Annotated in this window: 19 protein-coding genes and 5 pseudogenes; all 24 read right to left on the bottom strand. The window is 33.9% G+C overall.

Annotation, left to right across the window (positions count from 1 at the left end):
* Positions 1–108: 108 nt before the first annotated feature.
* Positions 109–1,500: an NADPH-dependent glutamate synthase gene (gltA, locus tag OEI98_RS03215; RefSeq protein ID WP_003869352.1), complete on the bottom strand. Its 1,392-nt coding sequence runs from the start codon at positions 1,498–1,500 to the stop codon at positions 109–111.
* Positions 1,490–2,339: pseudogene (locus tag OEI98_RS03210) on the bottom strand (sulfide/dihydroorotate dehydrogenase-like FAD/NAD-binding protein). The gene gltA and the pseudogene OEI98_RS03210 overlap by 11 nt, the downstream one beginning before the upstream one ends.
* 1 nt (position 2,340) lies before the next feature.
* Positions 2,341–3,171 (bottom strand): Asp23/Gls24 family envelope stress response protein, encoded by an 831-nt coding sequence (locus tag OEI98_RS03205; protein WP_019907418.1) that lies wholly within the window; start codon positions 3,169–3,171, stop codon positions 2,341–2,343.
* 393 nt (positions 3,172–3,564) lie between these two features.
* On the bottom strand, positions 3,565–3,696 hold the full coding sequence (locus OEI98_RS03200; protein WP_003866832.1) for a cyclic lactone autoinducer peptide: 132 nt from the start codon (positions 3,694–3,696) through the stop codon (positions 3,565–3,567).
* Between the two features lie 254 nt (positions 3,697–3,950).
* Positions 3,951–4,535 (bottom strand): accessory gene regulator B family protein, encoded by a 585-nt coding sequence (locus tag OEI98_RS03195; protein ID WP_003869350.1) that lies wholly within the window; start codon positions 4,533–4,535, stop codon positions 3,951–3,953.
* Positions 4,528–5,391, bottom strand: coding sequence for a sensor histidine kinase (locus OEI98_RS03190; RefSeq protein ID WP_003866834.1), 864 nt, complete (start codon positions 5,389–5,391; stop codon positions 4,528–4,530). Before OEI98_RS03190 ends, OEI98_RS03195 begins: the two co-directional genes overlap by 8 nt.
* Positions 5,392–5,410: 19 nt before the next feature.
* Complete coding sequence (locus OEI98_RS03185) at positions 5,411–6,121, bottom strand: LytR/AlgR family response regulator transcription factor (RefSeq protein ID WP_019907417.1); 711 nt, start codon at positions 6,119–6,121, stop codon at positions 5,411–5,413.
* 21 nt (positions 6,122–6,142) lie between these two features.
* On the bottom strand, positions 6,143–6,601 hold the full coding sequence (locus tag OEI98_RS03180) for a hypothetical protein (protein ID WP_004400744.1): 459 nt from the start codon (positions 6,599–6,601) through the stop codon (positions 6,143–6,145).
* Between the two features lie 121 nt (positions 6,602–6,722).
* Positions 6,723–7,055, bottom strand: a pseudogene (locus tag OEI98_RS03175) (butyrate kinase); the annotation flags it as partial.
* 137 nt (positions 7,056–7,192) lie between these two features.
* Entirely contained in the window at positions 7,193–8,626 is a 1,434-nt protein-coding gene (locus OEI98_RS03170; protein ID WP_019907415.1) for an IS200/IS605 family accessory protein TnpB-related protein, read from the bottom strand.
* Positions 8,607–9,201: pseudogene (locus OEI98_RS03165) on the bottom strand (IS607 family transposase). The gene OEI98_RS03170 and the pseudogene OEI98_RS03165 overlap by 20 nt, the downstream one beginning before the upstream one ends.
* Positions 9,202–9,239: 38 nt before the next feature.
* A complete protein-coding gene (locus tag OEI98_RS03160; RefSeq protein ID WP_004400750.1) occupies positions 9,240–9,485 on the bottom strand; it encodes a butyrate kinase in 246 nt (81 codons plus the stop codon).
* Positions 9,486–9,607: 122 nt separating this feature from the next.
* Complete coding sequence (locus OEI98_RS03155; RefSeq protein WP_004400751.1) at positions 9,608–10,420, bottom strand: methyl-accepting chemotaxis protein; 813 nt, start codon at positions 10,418–10,420, stop codon at positions 9,608–9,610.
* 37 nt (positions 10,421–10,457) lie between these two features.
* Positions 10,458–11,438, bottom strand: a complete 981-nt coding sequence (locus OEI98_RS03150; RefSeq protein WP_004400752.1) for a 3-oxoacyl-ACP synthase III family protein — start codon at positions 11,436–11,438, stop codon at positions 10,458–10,460.
* Positions 11,439–11,454: 16 nt separating this feature from the next.
* Complete coding sequence (locus OEI98_RS03145; RefSeq protein ID WP_004400753.1) at positions 11,455–12,351, bottom strand: alpha/beta fold hydrolase; 897 nt, start codon at positions 12,349–12,351, stop codon at positions 11,455–11,457.
* A 116-nt stretch (positions 12,352–12,467) separates the two neighbouring features.
* Positions 12,468–13,679 carry an esterase/lipase family protein gene (locus tag OEI98_RS03140; RefSeq protein WP_028986088.1) on the bottom strand — a complete coding sequence of 404 codons (1,212 nt, stop codon included), beginning with the start codon at positions 13,677–13,679 and terminating at the stop codon, positions 12,468–12,470.
* Positions 13,680–13,728: 49 nt separating this feature from the next.
* Positions 13,729–15,023 (bottom strand): annotated as a pseudogene (locus OEI98_RS03135) (acetyl-CoA hydrolase/transferase family protein).
* 38 nt (positions 15,024–15,061) lie between these two features.
* Positions 15,062–16,088: pseudogene (locus tag OEI98_RS15240) on the bottom strand (3-oxoacyl-ACP synthase).
* Entirely contained in the window at positions 16,064–16,903 is an 840-nt protein-coding gene (locus tag OEI98_RS03120; RefSeq protein WP_004400757.1) for an alpha/beta fold hydrolase, read from the bottom strand. Before OEI98_RS03120 ends, OEI98_RS15240 begins: the two are co-directional and overlap by 25 nt.
* Before the next feature lie 71 nt (positions 16,904–16,974).
* Positions 16,975–18,246 carry an ABC transporter substrate-binding protein gene (locus OEI98_RS03115; RefSeq protein WP_004400758.1) on the bottom strand — a complete coding sequence of 424 codons (1,272 nt, stop codon included), beginning with the start codon at positions 18,244–18,246 and terminating at the stop codon, positions 16,975–16,977.
* Positions 18,247–18,268: 22 nt separating this feature from the next.
* Positions 18,269–18,997 (bottom strand): ABC transporter ATP-binding protein, encoded by a 729-nt coding sequence (locus tag OEI98_RS03110; protein WP_003869338.1) that lies wholly within the window; start codon positions 18,995–18,997, stop codon positions 18,269–18,271.
* A complete protein-coding gene (locus tag OEI98_RS03105) occupies positions 18,990–19,760 on the bottom strand; it encodes an ABC transporter ATP-binding protein (RefSeq protein ID WP_004400762.1) in 771 nt (256 codons plus the stop codon). Before OEI98_RS03105 ends, OEI98_RS03110 begins: the two co-directional genes overlap by 8 nt.
* A gap of 10 nt (positions 19,761–19,770) precedes the next feature.
* A complete protein-coding gene (locus tag OEI98_RS03100) occupies positions 19,771–20,766 on the bottom strand; it encodes a branched-chain amino acid ABC transporter permease (RefSeq protein ID WP_004400765.1) in 996 nt (331 codons plus the stop codon).
* Between the two features lie 2 nt (positions 20,767–20,768).
* On the bottom strand, positions 20,769–21,218 hold the full coding sequence (locus tag OEI98_RS03095) for a branched-chain amino acid ABC transporter permease (RefSeq protein WP_266039549.1): 450 nt from the start codon (positions 21,216–21,218) through the stop codon (positions 20,769–20,771).
* Between the last annotated feature and the right edge of the window lie 23 nt (positions 21,219–21,241).

Raw genomic sequence — 21,241 nt, 5'->3', positions numbered from 1 at the left:
ACTAACTATCATATTTCTCTATCCTGTTAATTATTATTATATAATTTTTTCTGTACAAAAAAAAGCCGAAACCGGCTTTTTTATTAATACAAGTCATAATTTTTGTCTTTATTTTTTATTTCTCAAATATTCATCTATAGCTTTAGCTGCTTGTTTGCCTGCACCCATTGCAAGTATTACAGTTGCAGCACCAGTCACCGCATCGCCACCAGCAAACACACCCGGTTTTGAGGTTTTACCGGTTTCATCGGCAATTATGCCGCCCCATTTTTGAATCTCGATATCTTTTGTAGTGGAAGGAATCAAATTATTAGGGCTTGTTCCTAAAGCCATAATCACTGTATCTACTTCTATTGTAAACTCAGAGCCAGGTATTTCAATAGGTCTCCTTCTTCCTGAGCTATCAGGCTCACCTAATTCCATTCTTATTACATCCATACTTTTTACCCATCCATCTTCTGTCCCATTTATCCTTATTGGGTTAGCTAAAAACTCAAATTTTATACCTTCTTCAATAGCATGCTCTATCTCCTCCGCCCTTGCTGGCATCTCCTCTTTTGAACGCCTGTATACTACAGTTACTTCTTCCACACCATCAAGCCTTAGAGCAGAACGTGCAGCATCCATTGCAACATTTCCTCCACCTATTACAGCTACTCTCTTACCTACTACAATAGGAGTATCATATTCAGGAAATTTATATGCTTTCATAAGATTTATTCTTGTCAAAAATTCATTGGCAGAATAAACACCATTCAAATTCTTGCCCGGAATATCCATTAACTTAGGAAGTCCAGCACCTGTGCCAACAAATACTGCTTCAAAGCCTTCTTCCTCCATTAATTGGTCAATCGTAACTGTCCTTCCCACAACCACGTTAGTCTCAACTTTTGCACCTAATTTCTTTAATCTTTCTATTTCTGCTTCCACAATTCTCTTGGGTAATCTAAATTCGGGAATCCCATAGGTCAAAACTCCACCCAAAGCATGCAAAGCCTCAAAAATTGTAACATCATAGCCCATTTTTAGAAGGTCTCCTGCACAAGTAAGTCCTGCAGGTCCTCCACCTATTATAGCCACTTTTTTATTTTTCTTCTCAGGCTTTACTTCTTCTTCAATATTATTTTGAAGGGCATAATCAGCTACAAATCTCTCTAATCTTCCAATAGCAATAGGTTTGCCAATTTTATTTAATACGCAATTCTTTTCACACTGTTCTTCCTGCGGACATACTCTGCCACAGACGGCAGGTAAACTATTTGTACTCTTTATTATTTTATAAGCCTCTTCAAATTCTCTTTTCGTAATTGCTTTTATAAACTCTGGTATTCTCACATGGACGGGACACCCGGCCACACAAGTAGGTTTAGGACATTGTATACACCTTGAAGCTTCAGCAATTGCCTCCTCTTCAGTATATCCTAACGCTACTTCATTAAAATTTTTCCTTCTCTCTTTTGGATCCTGTTCTTTCATAGGCACTCTATCTTTAACGGCCATGGTGATCACCTCCATGATGTTGTTCATACAATTCTAATGACACTTTTTCTTGCTTTTTAAACATATTGAGCCTTGTCATTGCCAAATCAAAATTCACAAGGTGTCCATCAAAAATCGGCCCATCCATACATACAAACTTTGTCTCTCCTCCAACTTCAATCCTACAAGCGCCACACATACCTGTCCCATCTACCATCAATGGGTTCATACTTACTATAGTTGGTATATTGTATTCTTTAGTCATTTTGCAAACATTCTTCATCATTATAACAGGTCCTACAGTAATCACATAATCTACTTCTTTGTCATTTTCTAAAACCTCTTTTAAAATATCCGTGACAAATCCTTTTTTGCCAAGAGTACCGTCATCTGTAGCATAATGTACTTTATCACACACAGCTTCCATTTCTTTTTTGAAAATTACATATTCCTCACTTCGTCCACCTAAAATTGCCTCTACTTTATAACCTTCTTGATGTAACATTTTTAATTTTGGATAAAGAGCAGGTATACCTACACCACCGCCAACACCTAATATTTTTTGCATCTTTGGGAACTTCCATCGTATTACCCAAAGGCCCCACAAAATCTAAAATATAATCTCCTTCATTGAGAGTACCCAATAGCTTCGTCGATTTACCAACCTCTTGAAATACAATTGTAACTGTTCCCTTTTCCGGGTCATAATCTGCAATAGTAAGAGGAATTCTTTCCCCTTTATCATAAATTCTAATAATGACAAACTGGCCAGGCTTTGCACTCTTTGCAACTCTTGGCGCTTCAATATCCATGAGTTTGACTACAGGATTTAATACCTCTTTTCTCACGATTTTGTACATATCACACACCCTTTTCTCTAATATTTGTTTTTTCTATATACAAATTTTTTACATAAATGTCCATTTGCAGGACATTTATGGCCGTCATATACTCCAATTGTTTTTTTATATTTTTCATAGCTTCTTTTAATACAGGGATAATTTTGTACCCATACCTCATTGTAACGTCTACTTTTAAAATTATACCTTCAGGCCTTTTTTCTGTCAAAACTTTATTAACTTTGTAAACTTCATTAAATAAAATAAGTTCATGAGCCACTATTGAATTTATAACACTTTCAGAAATGGTATATTTACCTAAATAACTATAATTAGGCCTTACAATGGTTTTTTCAAAATACCCTTTGTTATTCCTCCTAAAAATCCTGAGAGGGTCTAAAAAATAGCCTGAGAACTGCTTTTTAACTTCGAAAGTTGGAACAGGGATAACATGTTTTCCTTCTAACAAGCGTTTTTCACGGGCTATTTCAATCTGTTTAGGTGGGACTACATCTTCAATATATATCCTTACACTCACTGGCGGAAGCCCTAACTTTTCAGCTATAGCATCCACCATTTTATCAGAAGTGCCTATTATAAGGATTTTATCCGGTTTCGCTTCTTCAATAGCTTTTTTTACTTCCTCTACATGCGTAGGATCAGTAAATAATGCTCTTTTTATCGCTCCAATTTTTGTAGCCTCTTTTTTAGCAGAAACCCCAGCAATAATGTTATGACCTTTTATTAAAATTCCATCATCAATGATATACCTAATGCCATACTTGCCAGCAATAAAAGAAGCATGATGGCTTTTCCCCGTCCCACTTTCTCCAACTAAAGAATAAACCTTCAACAGAGTAACCCCCTAAAAATGCAATATAAAAATCAACCAATAATCTTTTGAATTGTTTTACAATATTAATTATACGGTTTTATATAAATTTTTCAATCACAAAAAAAATAGTATTGCTTCAACATGTTATCGAAAAAATTAGCAATATATACCCCCCTATCCTATACCCCTACAAAGCTTATTATAACTTTCTTACTATTTTAAAGTCAAGACTATCCCCTTAAATATCTTTCATCAATTCTATTATTTAAGCAAAAATCGTACCAATAATTTTTTAAAATACTAAAATAAAAAGTGCCGAAAACTCGGCACAAAATCAATTTAAATCTATGTAAAAACTCAGGAAAATGTTGAAACCCACGAGGGAAGGGTAGAAAAGATCTTTGAGATGTATTACTTTTTCAACAAAACATCAGGAACTTGCGGCTTATAAAACCAGCCGATGCAAGCAGAAGTTACAAGTCCCAATGTGCCTATAAATGTAAGCAGCGTTCCTAATAGTGATAGTGGGTTAATTTTTTTCATTCACTTCACCTCCCACTCATCTTTATTTAATTATACAACATTTAAAAAGCTTTGTGTGGATTTCGGAACGAAAGTGTCATTTTAGGGAACGAAAATGCATTTTTTGCCTAAATATATCCAAATATTTACACAAAATCCCATTTTTTTATGTAATAAATACAATTTATTCCTTTAAAAACCACTAATTTTTTGTATAAAAATATATTCTTTGCTTAGATTTACATAAAAAGGCTGAAAAAAATAAAAAAATTTTTTTATATCCCTGCTTTTTTAAACAACGTATCTGCAATTTTTACTATAGTTTCTCCTAATGTAGTCCTCATAACAGCTTGTAGTGTAAAACCTATAGATACTAAAAACAATATTTTAATATAGACTATTGAATTGGCGAAAAATAAAAAAATATTTATACCAACTAAACTCAGAATTATAACCCTGTAAAATTTATTATCCTTCACTATCGCTAAAACTATAAAATATAACAATAGGCTTGTAAAAACTTTAAATTCTAAAGGAAAATGTATATCTACAAATTTTGCTAAAGCAGCAAAAGGTATGAAATAAACTGCCGTAAAAGTTACACATCTATTATAGGTTGAACAATGAGCTCCTCCTGTATTTATTCTCAAAAAAAGAGCAGAAAGCATTATTACTACAGTGTAAAAGCCAAACCCCAATATTAAAGAAATAGCATAAACTAAAGTAAATTCAATTATTACCCCTAAAATTAAGCTTATACCATATTGTATTTTTGCCATTTCAATATCCGTTAAATTTTGCGTTTTAAACAGTCTTTGTGTTAACCTCTCAGCTAACTTTTCGATATTAATTTTAATCACCCTCCAAAGAAAATTTGGGAATTTCTACAATAACGTCAAAATAACCTCCATCGGTTTGTACTTCTATTTCACCGCTATACTTTTCTACTATATTTCTGACAATATACAATCCTTCTCCTCTGCCTCTACCCTCTTTTGTAGAAAACCCTTCTTCAAAAAAGATGGATGGTTTTACATTTGTTTGAAAATTATATCTATTCTTTATGTGAAATATGTAATCTATTGGGTCTTCTTTCATCTCTATAATTATGTATTTATCTTTTTCCATTTCATCACAAGCCTCTATTGCATTGTCTATTAAATTTCCTAAAACCGAAACTAAATTAAGCACGTGTTTTTTGCTGCACTGGATTTGTGTATCACATTTAAAATCCACTTCAATATCTTTACTCTTAGCATTACTTATTTTCGAATAAAGCAATATATCAATTTCATTTACACCTGTGTTTATCGTCACTAAATTTTTATCAATTTCTTCCATATATGAAGACAAATAATTCTCCAGTTCACTATATCTTTTTTCCTTGACTAATTCAGAAATAATTATCAAGTGATTTTTAATATCATGGTGATTTTGCCTATAGATGCGATTTTGCTCTTCTATGTATTTAAATCTAATACTATTTATCAAAAATTGACGTTCTTCTTTATTTTTAGCATACAGCTCTCTTAACACAAAAATAGAAAACCCATTCAATATAAAAATTAAAATTCCTATGAAAATCCTAAACAACTCTTGATTTTTTGGCTGAAATACATCAAGACTTTTCATAAAATTGTTGTTTACTAGTATTACTATCAATACCATTTGCACTACATAAATCATCATCGCATTTTTGTAACTATCCTTAAACATAAAACCTCTTCCAATCTAACTATGATTTGTAAATAGCTTTTACTCTCCTCCTAAATTCTTCATACAATTCTTTAGAGAGATAAGCCTTATAATTTGAACCTTTAAAACGTATCTCAAAGGAAGTCCTATTGTTATCTTTCAACAGCTCAACTTTAAAGAGGTTCACTAAAAAAGACCGATTTGTTCTAAAAAACATGCTACCATCTAACAATTCCTCTATTTCTTTTAAAGAGTAATCACATATAAATTTTTCTTTTTGGGTATAAACTATGCTCCTTTTTTTACTGGCTTGAACACAATAAATTTCCTTTGGATTGATAAGCTTTACTCCATCTTCCGTCTTAAAAGGGATAACATTTTCTACTTCCAAAAGTTTTTTCTTTATCCTATATAAAGTTTCTCTCAGCCTCTTCTCATCAAGGGGTTTCTCAATATAATCAGAAGCATAAAGCTTTACAGCATCTTTTATGTATTCCTCAAAAGAAGTAATAAAAATTATTTCCAAAAAAGGCATGTATTCTCTAATCTTTTTCGCCACCTCAATGCCCGATATTCCTGGTAATCCTATATCTAAAATGGCAACGTCCGGTTTAATTTTAATTAATGCTTCTAATGCGTCATTTCCGTCTCCCGTAGAATATTCAACACTTACACCTTCCATTGTTAAAAGAATTTTTATGAGTTCTTTTTTAAAATTTATATCGTCTTCTGCAATGACTATTCTTAACATATAAATTCATCTCCCAATACATTACTCTGTAAATAGATAAAGTTTATATTTGCGTATAGCAAAAGAAACCAAAATTGCTATTAATAATTGGGGTAAAAAACACTCAAATCGTAAGACATAGTCCTTCAATAAAATTACAGGATCTATATCAAATAAAAATTGAATTGCCGTAACATTTAGATATTCTATTATTAAATAAATGGAGACGGATAAAATAACGCTCATCATACCCTTAAAAAAGTCCATAACTTTAAATACCAAAAACAAAATCATTAATACCCCGATATAAAGTATAACATTTACAATATAACTACTGACCAATGGCCTTATAAAGTACAATATGATTCCAGTAAGTAAGCTTATATACAAAATCTCTTTTGGCTTAAACTTTACTCCCCCTAAACCAAAAGCAATACTTATTATAACTGCTGCCTCTGGCACTGAAAACAAAAATACTTCCCAAATCGTCAACTTATCCATTTTTCTCGCCTTTCTACTTTACATAATCTCAAATATAATTGTAATTTTTATTAATTATGATGTCAATTAAAATTAAAAAACTGACAAGAGGACCAACATAAGCCTCTTATCAGTTTTCATTTTATACATATTCTTTTGCCTTTTCTTCACCGTTTAAAACTCTCAAAGCCCCTTGAGCTAAAGCTAGCATTTCCTCTTCTCCCGGATATACATAAATAGGTGCTATAAAATTTATTCTGTCTTTTATAAGTGTTACAAATTCCTCACTATATGCAATACCTCCAGTAATTCCTATTGCATCTACGTGTCCTTTAAGAACAGCTGCCATACTACCAATCTCTTTTGCAACTCTATATGCCATTGCTTCAAATACCAGTTTAGCATATTTATCTCCGTTATTTATTCTTTTTAATACTTCTCTGACATCATTTGTACCAAGAAGAGCTGTCATTCCTGGTTACCCAAACTGTACAAAACTGACAGTTTAGGCAGCTGGGGTATTTGTAATCCGCCCTTCAGACTTTCCCAGCCCCAGCAGGCGGTATTTGGGAAAGTCATAGCCCCTGCCCCAAGAAGCAGGAACTCACGCCATTACGGGTCTCCCCACTTGCCCTGAATTAGTAATTCCTTCAGGGTAGAGAAGTCTCTTGGTACCTTCTCAGGAGAGAGTGGTGTTACCACCGCTACCTTGAGAACTCGCCAGAAATCATAGGCACTAAAACTTGTTCCATCCAGAGGTTCTAGCACCCTCCCTGGCTCACTCTCAAGGCTTTGTAAAAATTCTATTGCTTTCTTTATCTCCTTTATATATTTCTCTCTTAAATGCTTGTTTCTGATGGTTTTCTTTACGTACTCTTTTAATTCTTCTAATTCTTCTACAGTCAATGCGTTGAGAAACTTTATATAATTGTCTGGTATCTTTTCTTGCAGTCCCAACCCTCTTCTTGCTATTACATAGGCTGCTGCTATATCTTTTGTTATCATATACTGCGGTGCATATTTTAACATCCCTATTATTGAGGTGTAAGAAGGATTGACTCCTATTACTTCTATCCCTTCTCTTTTTGCTAGTGCTTTTATTTTTGAAAGAAGTGATTTATAGCTAAAGCTATGTCTTATCCTTCTTGATTTTCTCCCTGAAAAGTCTCCTTTTTTACCTTTGTTTTTTATGTCTAATCCCTCAATTACAATTGCTTTTCCCTTTTCTTTTGCTATATTTACTATCTCATGAGCATATTGCCATCTGAAATATTCTTTTTTGTCCTTGCTGCCACTTGCAAGCTCTGGCATTGGTATACTGCCATAGCTTATTAGATTACCTTTTTCATCTGTCTCTGCCCATGATATGTCTGGATATGCATTTAAATCTATTCCTATGACTCCTTTTCCTTTTGTTATTTTTATTTTTGGATATTCTTCTTCAATAGCAAAATAGGCGTATATACTGCCGTTTTTAAGTTTTAATTCTACAGAGTAGGGTATGTTTGATTGGGCAATTTCCTGTAGAAGTTCTCCTCTGCTCTTATTCTTTTTGTAGCCTGCTTCTATTCTGGCGTATAAGTATTTTCTTTCCCCTACATTTATCCTTAAGAAAGTGCCATTTTCTTTTATTTCTATTCTTGTGTTGAGATTTCCTTTTTTGCTTTTATCTCCTCTTGAATAGAGATTTCCTTTTCTTCTTTCTTGCCACTTTGTTTTTAGCTTTTGATATTCTTTCCCATTTATATGGCGCTTTTGAAGTTTTCCAAACAAGTCTCTTCCTCCAAAAATGACTTTCTTTGGATTTTTGCCTAATTCTCTAGCAGATTCCAGTGTGCTTTTTGCTTTCATTATTGCATCATCTACATACCTTGAGTTTAAGTCAAACATCCCCTGAAGGTTTCTTTTTAGTGTGTTTCTATCATAGCCTTCTAGAAACCTTTTATATGCAAATCTCATGCATGATGACCATCTTCTCATTAAGTCTAATACTATTTGTTTGTCTTCTTGATTTAGAAAAATGAGTTTAGCCTGTATTACTATCATGTTTTTTACCACCTCTTTTGTCCATAAATTCTTGCTGCAAATGAGGTGACTATTGCTATTAAGTCTTCTGCCAACTCTTTATTTGCGTATTCTTCATTTTCTTTATCATTTAAAATTGTTAGTTCTACTCCAAAGCTTTCCATGAAAAATTTGAGATATTCAAAGCCAAATCTCGCTAGTCTATCAGGATATTCTATTACAACTTTTTCAACTTCTCCTCTTTTTATCTTGTTCAAAAGCTTTAATAAGCCTCTCCTGTTTTCATTTGCTCCACTTGCTATTTCGGATATGACTTCATACTGCCATCCTTGGGAATTAGCGTATTCTTCAAGCCTTCTAATTTGATTCTTAAGATATTCTTCTTGTTTCTTTGTGGACACTCTTGCATATAAAACTACTTTAGGTTTCGGTTTTTCTTCCAGCATGCCTAACAACTTCTCTATATCTTCTTTCTTGTACCTTCTTCTTCCTTTTGGTGTTCTAATTGGAGATATTAATCCTTCCTTTTCCCAGTTTATTAATGTAATTCTGCTTATATCATACAGCTCTTTAACCTTTTTTATAGTTAATAACATTCATCATCACCCAATTAAAATTATATCATTTTTTACTACTAATTCCAACTGTTTTGACCTCCCCTGCCGACTACAGCATCAAATTCAGATAATAAAAAATTGTTAACTAAAAGCGTATTAAGTATACAGTCTACCCTAAAATCCAGTTGTTCAATAATATTGTTGTATTTACTTAACTCTTTGCTTGAATGTCTTATTGTATCATTGAATACCTCATTTTCACCTTCATAAACTGCAAGTTTAGTTGATGTTGAACCAGGGTTTATTACTAAAATTTTATACATAATATTAAATCTCCCCTTTTAAATGATGAAAGCTTAATCTAAAATCATACTTGGAAGCAAAAACCGCAGGAACTTAAGCTACAATATTTTTGCTTCCAAGTATTCATTCATTATTGTCTTATTTAATAAAGTCGCGTTTTATTGTAAAGTTCCTCAAACATTTTGTTTATTTCTTCAAGTTCACTATTCGCATTTTCTATAAGTTTATATAGATTCATATTTGTATTCTTTATTTCTTTCATATTTTTATCAATTTTGTAACTTATTTCTTTAAGTTTTATAAGTACATTGTTTATAGATTCTACAGAGTCTTTGGTTGACATGGATAATTTCCTTATTTCATTTGCAACTATTGTAAACCCTTTGCCACTCTCACCAACTCTCGCAGCTTCTATTGCCGCATTTAAGCCCAATAAATTTGTTTCTGAAGAGATATGTTTAATAAAGTCTATAAGCTCGTCAGTAGATTGAGCATTATTTTTTGCATATTCTGCAAGCTTTGAGGCTTCATCGCTTATTTCAGATACATTTTTTGAAATTGAAAATATCTCTTGTATCATAGAGTGAATCTGCTGCAATGAAGAAAACACTTTTTCAGTTATATTTGCTATCTCATCCTGTTTTGCTGTCGATTGAAATATACTTACTCCTCCTGTTATTACACCGTTTTCTATCAGCGGAAATGCTATAGCAATATATGGAAAACCATACACTTCGCTTCCTACTCTTCTAACAATACGTTTTCCACTTTTTATTGCTTCATATATAGCGGTACCCTCTTTTAAAGGATCTCCTACCTTTATGTTATGATTAATTTTTTTACCAGGTAAATATAATACGCATTCATTAACATCACATATTGATATACCTAGATCCTCTGTTGCCATTATATTAATAAAAGGTGCTATTTTTTTAAACGCATCAATAAGGGTCATTTCATCACCCCATATTATTCACCAAGATATGCACTGCTTAATATATAAAAGCTGATGCAGCCATAGAAAATCCTACTCCTGAACCTACAAAAACAATTAGGTCTCCTCTCTTTATCCTATTATTTTTTACTGCATCATCTAAAGCCATAGGAAGACATGCCGAACCAGTATAGCCGTACTTTTCCATAATAGTAGTTGCTTTTGACCGGTCAAGCCCTAATGTATCCATAACCTCTAATATTACTGACTTATTTATCTGAGTAAAGAAAATATGATCAATATCTTCAACTTTATAACCCGCTCTTTCCACAACTTCCTTTACAAGAGGAGGCCACATTTTAAGGTTTCTATCTGGAGGAAGAGGCTTGAAAGATGTCAAAAGCTGGTCTTTAGGATTGTCTTTTCTAAACGGATTTTTTGCACCACCATCATATATACCTAGAAAATCATACTGGGTACCATCTCCTATGAATTTGGATGCTAAAAACCCAGCATTTTCTTCTATTGAAGTAAGTACAACCGCTCCACCACCATCCGCAAATATGGCTGAAAGTCCGGGTGTATTATAGTCAATAAATTTGCTCATGTTATATGCACCAATAACTAAGACTTTATTTAATGAATCATCTGCCATAATCATTTTTGATGCAACTGCAAGAGAGCCTGCAAATCCAGCGCAAGAAGCATTTATATCAAAAAAGCCAGCATTTATTGCTCCAAGCCTTCCTTGTACAATTGCAGAAGTTGGAGGAGTAATATACTCGGGAGTATCCGTTGATAAAATTATCAAATCGATATCCTTTGCTGATATATCTGCCATTTCTAAGGCCCTGATAGCTGCTTCATAAGCAAGATCTGCAGTGCTTTCATCCGGACCAGTTATATACCTTTGAAGTATTCCAACCTTATTTTCAAAATTTATGCTTATTGGCTCACCTATTCTTTTTGACAGTTCTTCATTTGTTATCAAATTCTTTGGGTGATAACTTCCCACTCCTATGATTCGCGCCCTTCTCATATATTCATCTCCTCCCCTATTTCTCAATAAAGTCTAGCATAACCTTTAATGTTTGTTGTTCATTATCAATAAACACACTATGAGCCGCATTTTCAATAACTACAACATGGGCATTCTCCCCGATTTCTTTTGCTGTTTCTTCGCTATACTCTTTTTTTACAATTACATCATGTTCTCCCCATAATAACAATACAGGCATCTTTAGATTGTCTACTTCCCCTGTACCCATGACCACACCATTATGAAGGTAAGATATATTAAAAATCTGCGTTGCCCATGCACAATCAGGATAATTTCTTACTGTAAAAATGTCTTCTATGAGCTCTTTATAATAACTTTCTTCAGGTTTTTTATAGTTAAACACAGCAGAATCCCAAATATTTTTCATTATTTCCCTATTCCCCGACCTCAACGCATACACTAGCGGTAAAACTTGTACCTTATCATTAAACACTTCTTCTTTTGTTTTCCAATATTCACCCGGTATCATTTTACCTTCTTCATCTTTTTTTGTAAATGGTATACCTTTGCAAGATGGTGAACTTACAAGGATCAATTTTTTTACTGCATCAGGGTGGTCAGCCGCTAGTTGCATAGAAATTACTCCGCCCATCGACCACCCTACAAGAATAAACTCTTTGATATTCATTTCTTGTGAAAAAAGCCATATATCTTCAGAAAAATCTCTCATTGTTTCAATAGGCTTGTTATATGAAGAGATTCCTGCTCCCCTCAAATCCACTGCATAAAGTTTAAAATTTTCAGGAAATCTTTGCATAAATTTTCCCCAATATTTTGATGAAACTAAATTACCATGAACAAAAATTATTGCGTCTTTTCCTCCTTCTCTTTCTCTGTAACCAATTTCCTCTCCATTTGGTAAAGCAACTTTTTTATATATTACTCTACACATAAATTTTAACCCCCTTTATTTTTAGCATCTACAACGTAATATAATATTTTAATTTGTTTCCGAGGAAATAAACTGCTTGAAATATAATTTACTTTTGCTAAAAGCAATTCCTTTTCTCATTTTGACAATTGTGCATCTATCCAATCCATAGCTGATTTATCATATGCCAGCTCAAGGTGATTTAAATGGTATACGTCTTTCGCTAAAAGTTTTGCCCCTGATTTTGTCATTGCCGATGTATCAGTAGCACTTTTTACAAATACTAATCCATCACTGGGCCCTGTGGTCTCCCACGGAACACCATTTATATAATTATAATCTCCAGCCAACACAGCTATTTCTACAGAAGGATCTACAGGGGAATCCTGTAATGTATTAATAAGATTTCCACTTTCTTCAATTGCATAATCTATCCCATAGGAATAACTAGCAAATCCCCATCCTCCATAATAAGTTGTATACCAATCTTGCTGCGTTGTATTTAGAGGATATACACTATCCCATCTTGCTAACATCTGAAGTTGTCCTGGATAGGCACCACCTTCTGTATATATACTGTGATAGGTGGTATTATACCATAATCCATAAATCAACATATAAGTATAAGGAACAGGTCCAAATCCTCCAGTTGTCATTATACCCCATGCCATATTTGGATTCCTAAAAGTAAAGTCAATTCCACCATTTGGAGCTCCCAGCTGGATATATCTTCTCAAATCTTTTCCAAAATCAACTCCCCATGATTTTTTGACATTTGACACGTACATTCTCGCAGACATATTGCCTTTACTATGTGCTATAATATCAACTTTACTTGCTCCTGTTACAGCCTTAACCTTCTGAATCACATCAGCAAGAATCTCTCTTTGAACGTAATTGTCCCCATGAGGATGCGCAAATGTAACAGCAAAGACTTTATAACCTCTTTGCGAAAGATATTGCATCAAACCAGTAATCGAACCATCCCTTTTAGGATCTGCAAAAAAGTTTGCATCAGAACCAGCACCGTGAACAAGAATTACAGGATATGGCTTTGTGCCTGTATCCCAACCCGGTGCATAATGGAGCAAAAAATATTGCGAATTTGGTTGAGGATTGTTGTTAAATTCTTTGATGATTTCTGAATCCTTCTGTTGATTATCTGTTATGAATTTTTCTTGTCCTATGTTAGGATTGCTATCCCTTAAAAGTTCCACTTTAGCCCAGTATTTGGAGTCTATAAAGGTTTTTATTGGTGTTGGGTCAAAATATGATGTTGCTTTATAATGTCCTTGAAATAATAACAACGACATTATTACCAATAAAGGAAATACTCTTAGCTTCTTCATAAATTGTTCCTCCTTTCTTCATCGTCATTTTATCTTTAACATTCAAATATTACCATATCATAAGCTCTTTAGCCTTCTCTTTAAGTTCATCTCTAAATTTAGGATGAGCAATGTTTATTAAATTTCTGACTCTATCTCTTATTGACCGTCCTCTCATTTCTGCAATGCCATACTCTGTAACAATATAGTCTACATCATTTCTTGAAAGAGTCACTGCAGCACCTCTGTCAGCACAGGAACTATTGTAGATATAGCATCGTTTTTTACTGATGAGTACAGTGCTATTATTGATTTTCCTCCTTTTGAAATTTGTGCCCCTACTGCCGTGTCTGCTTGTCCCCCCGTCCCACTGAATTGCCTTATACCCAGAGATTCTGAACAAACTTGACCTGTTAAATCTACTTGCAGTGCAGTATTTATAGATACCATTTTATAATTTTGGCCTATTACATATGGGTCATTGACAACTGCGCCTCTTTGAAATTCTATTCCCATATTATCATCTATAAAATCATACAGTTTCTTAGTACCAAGTGCAAATGTAGCTATAGATTTTCCTTTCCATAAGGTCTTTTTCTTATTGGTGATTACCCCAGCTTCAAATAAATCTACCATTCCTTCTGTAAACATCTCTGTGTGAATGCCAAGGTCTTTTTTATTTAAAAGTGCTTTTGCCACAGCATTAGGTATTCCACCTATTCCCAATTGAATCGTTGAGCCGTCCTCTACTAACTCAGCTATATAATTCCCTATTATTTTGTCTTTTTCGTTTGGTTCTACAATAGGAATTTCAGGAACAGGAGCATGATTTTCAACAATGAAGTCCACCTGGCTTATGTGGATTTGTGTATCACCATATGTCCTTGGGAGGTTTTCATTTACCTCTAAAACAACATAATCAGCGTTCTCAAGAATATCTTTTTCATAAGTAATACCTAAAGATAATGATAAATATCCATGTTTATCCATTGGAGTTGCTGTGCCTAGGAAAAACCTGGGTTTTCTATAGTGTAATCTTTTTGTTGAAGCTAAATGAAGATGATTGGGTATAAAAGATACTGTTCCATATTTATGTGCTTCCCTTAATCCTGCAGTATAAAACCATGATTCAGTAAGAAAATGCCCTTTCATTGATGGATTCATAAAAAATTCATAATCTTTCATTGGAAGACATACAACAACCGTTACATCTTCAACTCTATCTTTTATAGTATGGAGTTTACTTAAAATGCCTTGAGGCTCTGAAGCAGCCATAGCAGAAACAATTTCATCTCCACTGTTAATCTTTGATAAAATTTCTTCAACAGAAACTAACTTCTTTTTGTATAGTTCTTTATAATCCATGTTTAAAACCTCCTGTCATAAAATTTATGCCATAAAACTTATTCTATAGGTCCCCACTTTATTGTAATTGCATCCCATACATAACCTATCCCTGCACTTACCCATACTACTACATCACCATCTTTTATTTTTCCTTCTTCTAGTGCAAGTTGTGTTGAAAGTATCTGGTCGATCTGACCCATATGCCCATAGTTTTCTAAGTAAATCGATTTGTCAGGAGATAAGCCTAGTTCATTTAAAATAAATTCATGAGCAGACCTTTTCATGTGAAGTATCGCAAGATAGCCAATATCGGAAGGTGTATATCCGCTTTTCCTTAGAGATTCTTTAATCACACCTAAAAAATTAGGCATCGATTTTTCTTCAAGGCCTTTTTTCATATGTTCCATATTCAAAACATCTAATTTATATAGTCCTTTATCAATCATTTCATGGCTTACAGGATATTTTGTCCCTCCACCGACAACAGCAACATCTTCAGAAAAGGAACCATCTGTTATAATTGATGCCTCAAGTACAATGTTCCTATTATAATTTTTCTTAAGGAGAATTGCTCCTCCTCCTGCAGCAAGGTCATACATGAAGGATACGCGGATTCTTATAATCAATAAAGTCAACGTTTCTGTATCCACCAGCAATCATAACGGTATTAATATTATCATCTGCAACCATCATATCTTTCGCTATCTTCAAAGCTGCAACTGCTGTACCGCACCTTAACGCCATATCAAAAGCCCACGCATTTTCTGCTCCTATTTCGTATTGTAATTTGATACCAGATGTCCAAAGTAGATATTCTTTGTGTTCTTCGCCTATATATATAATGAGGTCTATTTCTTTTGGATCAACACCAGTTCTTCTCAAACAATCTTTCGCCGCTTGTATTCCCATATGACAAGTATGGTCTTCCGGACCCGGTATAGGCTTTCTTATAATCCCAAATTTGGTTTTTATAATTTCTTCAGGTATACCTGTTTCTTTTGCTATATCTTCAGCTGTCATATATGTCTCAGGAATGTAAAGTCCTGTTCCAACAATTCCTACGTTAATATCCTTTCTTTCCATTTTTCATCTCCTCCTATAGGTTTTGTTAAAAACTCTACAATTTTTTGATTCACTTCCTCTGCTTTTTCTATAAAAAACATGTGTCCTGCATTATCAAAAAATTCAACTTCTGAGTCCTCAATTTTTGAATGCAATAAAAGAGCATTTTCATAAGGTACGATTTTATCGTCTTTACCTGCCATTATTAAAGTAGGAGCTTTAATCAAATGAACTCTTGATTCTTCATCAAATGCTAATCCAGCGTAAAATTGTCTTTTATAAGCGTAAAATGGTTGCGGCTTTTCAAATTTCCATTTCACAATTTGTTCAAATTCATCTTTATGAGTAGAAAGATATTCATCGCTAAAACTTAAAGACATAGCAATTCGCAAATTTTCCAGTGCATTGCCTGCACCTGCTCCATTCAACATAATGCTAAGAGTGGACAATGGTATTGGCACAATATTTGGTCCTCCATAATGAGTAGAACATAGTATCAACCTATCAACAAGAGCAGGATATTCCAAAGCAAGTTCTTGTGCTATATAACCACCCATAGAAACCCCAAGTACGTGAACTTTTTTAAACCCAAGTTCTGTTACCAGAGCCGCTGTATCATCAGCAAACAGCTTAATAGAATATTCCCTATCAGGTTTATCAGAATCACCAACACCCCTTAAGTCAAAAACAATAACCTTAAAATGCTTTTTTAACTCATTTATCTGTTTAAACCACATCCATTTCGAACAACCAAGGCCTTCTATTAGTACAAGAGGTTGACCATTTCCGTGTATTTCATAATATAATTCAATATTATTAACTCTGACTTTTGCCATTTGGTAGCCTCCTATCATGAGGTTTTTAGAAAGGGCTTTTTAAAAAGCCCTTTCTAAAATATTAAAAAGTATCACTTAGGTTCAATGTAATCGGTAATTATCTCATAAGTATATTCATTTTCGTTTTTGTATATAGCCTTCATAAAGTACATTGCCCTTTGCGGACTATGGTCTGTCTCTGTATAGGTAAGTTTATAAGCAAGGCCGTCATTCCAATCTTTAAATGTCTCCATGGCTTTTATAAAACCATCCCAAGTAAGATTATCGCCAGCTCTTTTTAATCCTTCAACAAAAGTTTGAGCAGCAATCCATCCTGCAACATGATATCCTGAAGGTGTTTCATTAGGAAAATATTTTTTTATTGTATCAAGGAATAATTTAACTTTAGGTTCATTCTCAGTTTTACCATATATTGGGTAAGCCCACCCTGCAACTATTGCACCATTCCATGCATCCTTTGCAAGTTTAAACATTGTAAGGTCAGAAACCACATAGGAGGCAAGAAATTGCGGCTTATACCCAATTTCTTTTGCCTTGACAGCAATACCTGCAAGAGGTTTCGCGGTACCAAGAAGTATTACAACATCTCCATTAGCTTCTTTTGCCTTTAATACCGGTGTGCTAAAATCTACATCAGTTGTGTTAAAAGGAACAACAGCTTTCAAAAGGTCAGATTTCCCCAGCTTTTCAAGTTGTTCTTTTATAGCATTTAGGCCTTCTGTACCTTGTTCATCGTTTTGATAAATTATTACAATGTTTTTCGCATTTAAATTATCAACCGCATATTGTGCTAGCACATGTCCTTCTGTAGTATAATTAGGCTGTACAGGAAAATAATTTTTCTTGAAGGGAATTGCAAACTTGCTTGACCCTGAGCCCTGGTATACATCAGGAATTCCTTTTTGAACGATATAATCCATTGATGCAAGCAATCCTGGAGTCCCAAGCGTACCTACAAGAGCAAATACTTTATCTTGTTCAACTAATTCCTGAGTTTTTTGTACTGTTACAGCAGGGTTAAATTGATCATCTTTGTATATCAGTTCTATTTTCCTGCCATTTACTCCTCCCTGGTCGTTAATGTAATTAAAATAAGCTTGCATACCATGGAGCATTGGTGTGCCAATTACTGCTACTGGTCCTGTCAACGCCAGTGTTGTACCTACTTTTACTGTTGTATCTGTCACTCCTTGAGCCAGTTCTTTTTTTGTTTGTTCTTTTTGTGAAGCCGGGGTACTTGGCTGTTCATTATTTTTGTTTCCACAACCTGTTAAAATAATCCCTAATGTAAATATTAAAGCAAATGCTATTACAAACAATTTTTTAATAAACTTTTTCCCCATAATTATCCTCCTCTTATTATTTTTAATTTACATTCGACCCTGGGCTTTTACCTCCAAGATAAGTTGCTTTCACCTCCTCATTATTTTTTAAATCTTCTGCTTTTCCTTCCATTACTACTAATCCAGTTTGCAAAATATAAGCATAATTAGCTATTGCTAATGCCTGTCTGGCATTTTGCTCCACTAAAAGTACTGTTACCCCTTCTTGATTAATTTCTTTAATAATTTCAAATATTTCCTTAACTACACGTGGTGCAAGTCCTAATGAAGGTTCATCAAGCATTAACAATTTTGGCTTTGCCATCAATGCCCTTGCTATTGCGAGCATTTGTTGCTCTCCACCACTTAAAGTACCAGCAATTTGATTTTGTCTTTCTCTAAGCCGTGGAAAATAATGATAAATCCTATCAAGGTCTTTTGAAATATTATTTTTGTCCTTTCTGGTATAAGCACCTATTTTTAAATTTTCTAAAACGGATAAACCAGGGAAAATTTCTCTTCCTTCAGGAGATTGTACAATACCCTTAGATACAATTAATTCGGGAGGTTTGCCATCTATTCTTTCTCCCATAAACTCTATTTTCCCACGGTCAGGTTTTAAAAGCCCTGATATAGTTCTAAGTATTGTGGTTTTTCCTGCACCATTGGCACCTAAAATTGCAACAATATCTCCTTCTTTTATTTCAATTGTTATGCCTTTTAGCACTTTAACGTATCCGTAGGAAGATTCTATATCAATAAGGCTAAGCAATCTCTTCACCCCCCAGATATGCTTCGATGACAGCAGGATCAGATTTTACTTTTTCTGGTATACCTTCGCATATTTTTTTGCCAAAATTCATTACACAAATATTCTCACATATATTCATGACAAGAGACATGTCATGTTCTACTAAAAGTATTGTAATACCAAGCTCATCTCGCAATTTTAATATTAATTCAGCTAATTCATCTGTTTCACTGTGATTCATACCTGCAGCAGGTTCATCTAACATGATTAGTCGTGGTTGAGATACAAGTGCTCTTCCTATTTCTACTAGCTTTTGTATTCCATAAGGTTGTGCCGATGCATATTCATGTGCTTTGTCTTCTATATTGAGAATTTTAAGTATTTCCATAGCTTCCTCCCTAATTCTTCTCTCTTCTTTTCTTACAGAAGAGAGCATAAAAGCAGCGGATAATATGTTCTCTCTTGTAAATGCAACTTGACCAACAAGCAAATTTTCTAATACAGTCATATGCTTAAAGAGTTCTACATTTTGAAAAGTTCTAGATATCCCTGCTCTTATTATTTCATGAGGTTTAAGCTTTGTAATTTCCTTACCCTCAAAAATAATTCTGCCGGAGGTAGGATTGTAAAACCTTGATACGCAATTAAAAACAGTTGTTTTCCCAGCACCATTAGGACCTATAAGACCATAGATTTCACCCTTTTTAACACTAAAACTGAGAGAATCAACAGCTTTCAAACCTCCAAATTCCATAGTTAAATTGTCAACTATTAAATGTTCCATGCATTATCCCTCACTTCTCTATCTTAACTACGATTTTTTCTTGGTGCTTCGCAAATAATTTCTCAAATTTATCTTTTAGTCTAGCTCCCGCATATGCTATACCGTTTGGATAAAAGATTACGACGGCTATTATAATTGCACCTGTAATAATTTGCGATAAACTTTTTATGGGTAAATTGGAGGTAATCTGTGGAAGCCACGTCATAATTATTGCCCCAATTATGGACCCACTTATTGTTCCTATCCCGCCTATAACAATCATTGCAAGAAAATTAAGAGACATCCCTATGCTGAATGCATAATCATAAGGAGTCATAAAACCAAGCAGGTGAGCATAAAGGCTTCCTGCAATTCCTGTATAAAATGCGCTTAATCCAAAAGCTAATGTTTTATAATACGAAACATTTATTCCCATTGCCTTTGCAGCAATTTCACTGTCTCTCATAGCCATTAGGCTTCTGCCCACTTTTGTCCTTATAATATTCCAAGTCAATATTACAAGAACAATAGTTAAAATTAAGATAATATAGTAATAACTTAGATACGAATTAAACTTAAAACCAAATAATTCAGGTTTCAATGGTTTTATACCTGAAAAACCACCAGTAAAACTTGTCCATATAGCAAAAATTTGTGTTACAGCTACACCAAATCCAAGAGTAGCTATCGCTAAATAATTCCCTTCCAACTTCAGTGCAGGAAGTCCTAAAAGAATCCCCACAATACCTGTTATTAAACCTGATAATATAAGTGCTATAAAAAATGGCACATGAAGTGTAAGTGTTAAATATGCTGAAGTATAAGCACCAACAGCCAAAAAAGCACCATGTCCCAAGGATATCTGTCCTGCATAACCCATTAGAAGATTAAGGCCTATTGCGACAATTGCATATATAAGCGACAAATCTAAAAGATACTGAAGGCTACCCGGTAAATTTAATATAGGTGGAATTAATGTAGCAATTAAAATTAGAACTATCCATGAGATGTATTTTTTTGCATTCATTTTTACACCTTCTTTCCCACTTTTTGGCCAACAAGTCCCGTAGGCTTAATCCATAGCATTATAACTATAAGAGCAAACGCAAATGTCGAACTCAGTTGCGCAGAAATATAGCCACTTGCAATGTTTTCTAACACTCCAAGTATTAACCCTCCTACTACAGGCCCCACAAAAGTTGTAAATCCTCCTAAAACTGCAGCAGTAAATGCCTTTAGCAACACAGAAGACATCATATTTACATCAAGAAATGTAGTTGGGGCTATGAACATACCTGCAATTGCACCAAGTATAGAACTTACAACCCAAGTAATAGAATAAACATGATTAACAGCAATACCCATTAACCTTGCAATAGTTGGATTTTCTGATGTAGCCCTTATAGCAATTCCAGCAAGAGTATATTTCAACATATAAAACAAAATTCCCATTATAAATACTGTAATAACTAATGTCAAAAGATTTGACTTTGATATCACTG

It is taken from the genome of Thermoanaerobacter sp. RKWS2 (assembly GCF_026240795.1).
GTDB lineage: Bacteria > Bacillota > Thermoanaerobacteria > Thermoanaerobacterales > Thermoanaerobacteraceae > Thermoanaerobacter > Thermoanaerobacter ethanolicus.
This window is presented reverse-complemented; position numbering and strand designations above follow the sequence as displayed.

What these genes read in the sequence shown, in the direction of transcription:
- OEI98_RS03150 (WP_004400752.1), bottom strand. Translation starts at nt 11,438, where the DNA reads ATGAGAAGGGCGCGAATCATAGGAGTGGGAAGTTATCACCCAAAGAAT.
- OEI98_RS03170 (WP_019907415.1), bottom strand. Translation starts at nt 8,626, where the DNA reads ATGATAGTAATACAGGCTAAACTCATTTTTCTAAATCAAGAAGACAAA.
- OEI98_RS03180 (WP_004400744.1), bottom strand. Translation starts at nt 6,601, where the DNA reads ATGGATAAGTTGACGATTTGGGAAGTATTTTTGTTTTCAGTGCCAGAG.
- OEI98_RS03160 (WP_004400750.1), bottom strand. Translation starts at nt 9,485, where the DNA reads ATGTATAAAATTTTAGTAATAAACCCTGGTTCAACATCAACTAAACTT.
- OEI98_RS03105 (WP_004400762.1), bottom strand. Translation starts at nt 19,760, where the DNA reads ATGGAACATTTAATAGTTGACAATTTAACTATGGAATTTGGAGGTTTG.
- OEI98_RS03190 (WP_003866834.1), bottom strand. Translation starts at nt 5,391, where the DNA reads ATGTTTAAGGATAGTTACAAAAATGCGATGATGATTTATGTAGTGCAA.
- OEI98_RS03185 (WP_019907417.1), bottom strand. Translation starts at nt 6,121, where the DNA reads ATGTTAAGAATAGTCATTGCAGAAGACGATATAAATTTTAAAAAAGAA.
- OEI98_RS03155 (WP_004400751.1), bottom strand. Translation starts at nt 10,420, where the DNA reads ATGACCCTTATTGATGCGTTTAAAAAAATAGCACCTTTTATTAATATA.
- OEI98_RS03200 (WP_003866832.1), bottom strand. Translation starts at nt 3,696, where the DNA reads ATGAAAAAAATTAACCCACTATCACTATTAGGAACGCTGCTTACATTT.
- OEI98_RS03120 (WP_004400757.1), bottom strand. Translation starts at nt 16,903, where the DNA reads ATGGCAAAAGTCAGAGTTAATAATATTGAATTATATTATGAAATACAC.
- OEI98_RS03140 (WP_028986088.1), bottom strand. Translation starts at nt 13,679, where the DNA reads ATGAAGAAGCTAAGAGTATTTCCTTTATTGGTAATAATGTCGTTGTTA.
- gltA (WP_003869352.1), bottom strand. Translation starts at nt 1,500, where the DNA reads ATGGCCGTTAAAGATAGAGTGCCTATGAAAGAACAGGATCCAAAAGAG.
- OEI98_RS03145 (WP_004400753.1), bottom strand. Translation starts at nt 12,351, where the DNA reads ATGTGTAGAGTAATATATAAAAAAGTTGCTTTACCAAATGGAGAGGAA.
- OEI98_RS03115 (WP_004400758.1), bottom strand. Translation starts at nt 18,246, where the DNA reads ATGGGGAAAAAGTTTATTAAAAAATTGTTTGTAATAGCATTTGCTTTA.
- OEI98_RS03100 (WP_004400765.1), bottom strand. Translation starts at nt 20,766, where the DNA reads ATGAATGCAAAAAAATACATCTCATGGATAGTTCTAATTTTAATTGCT.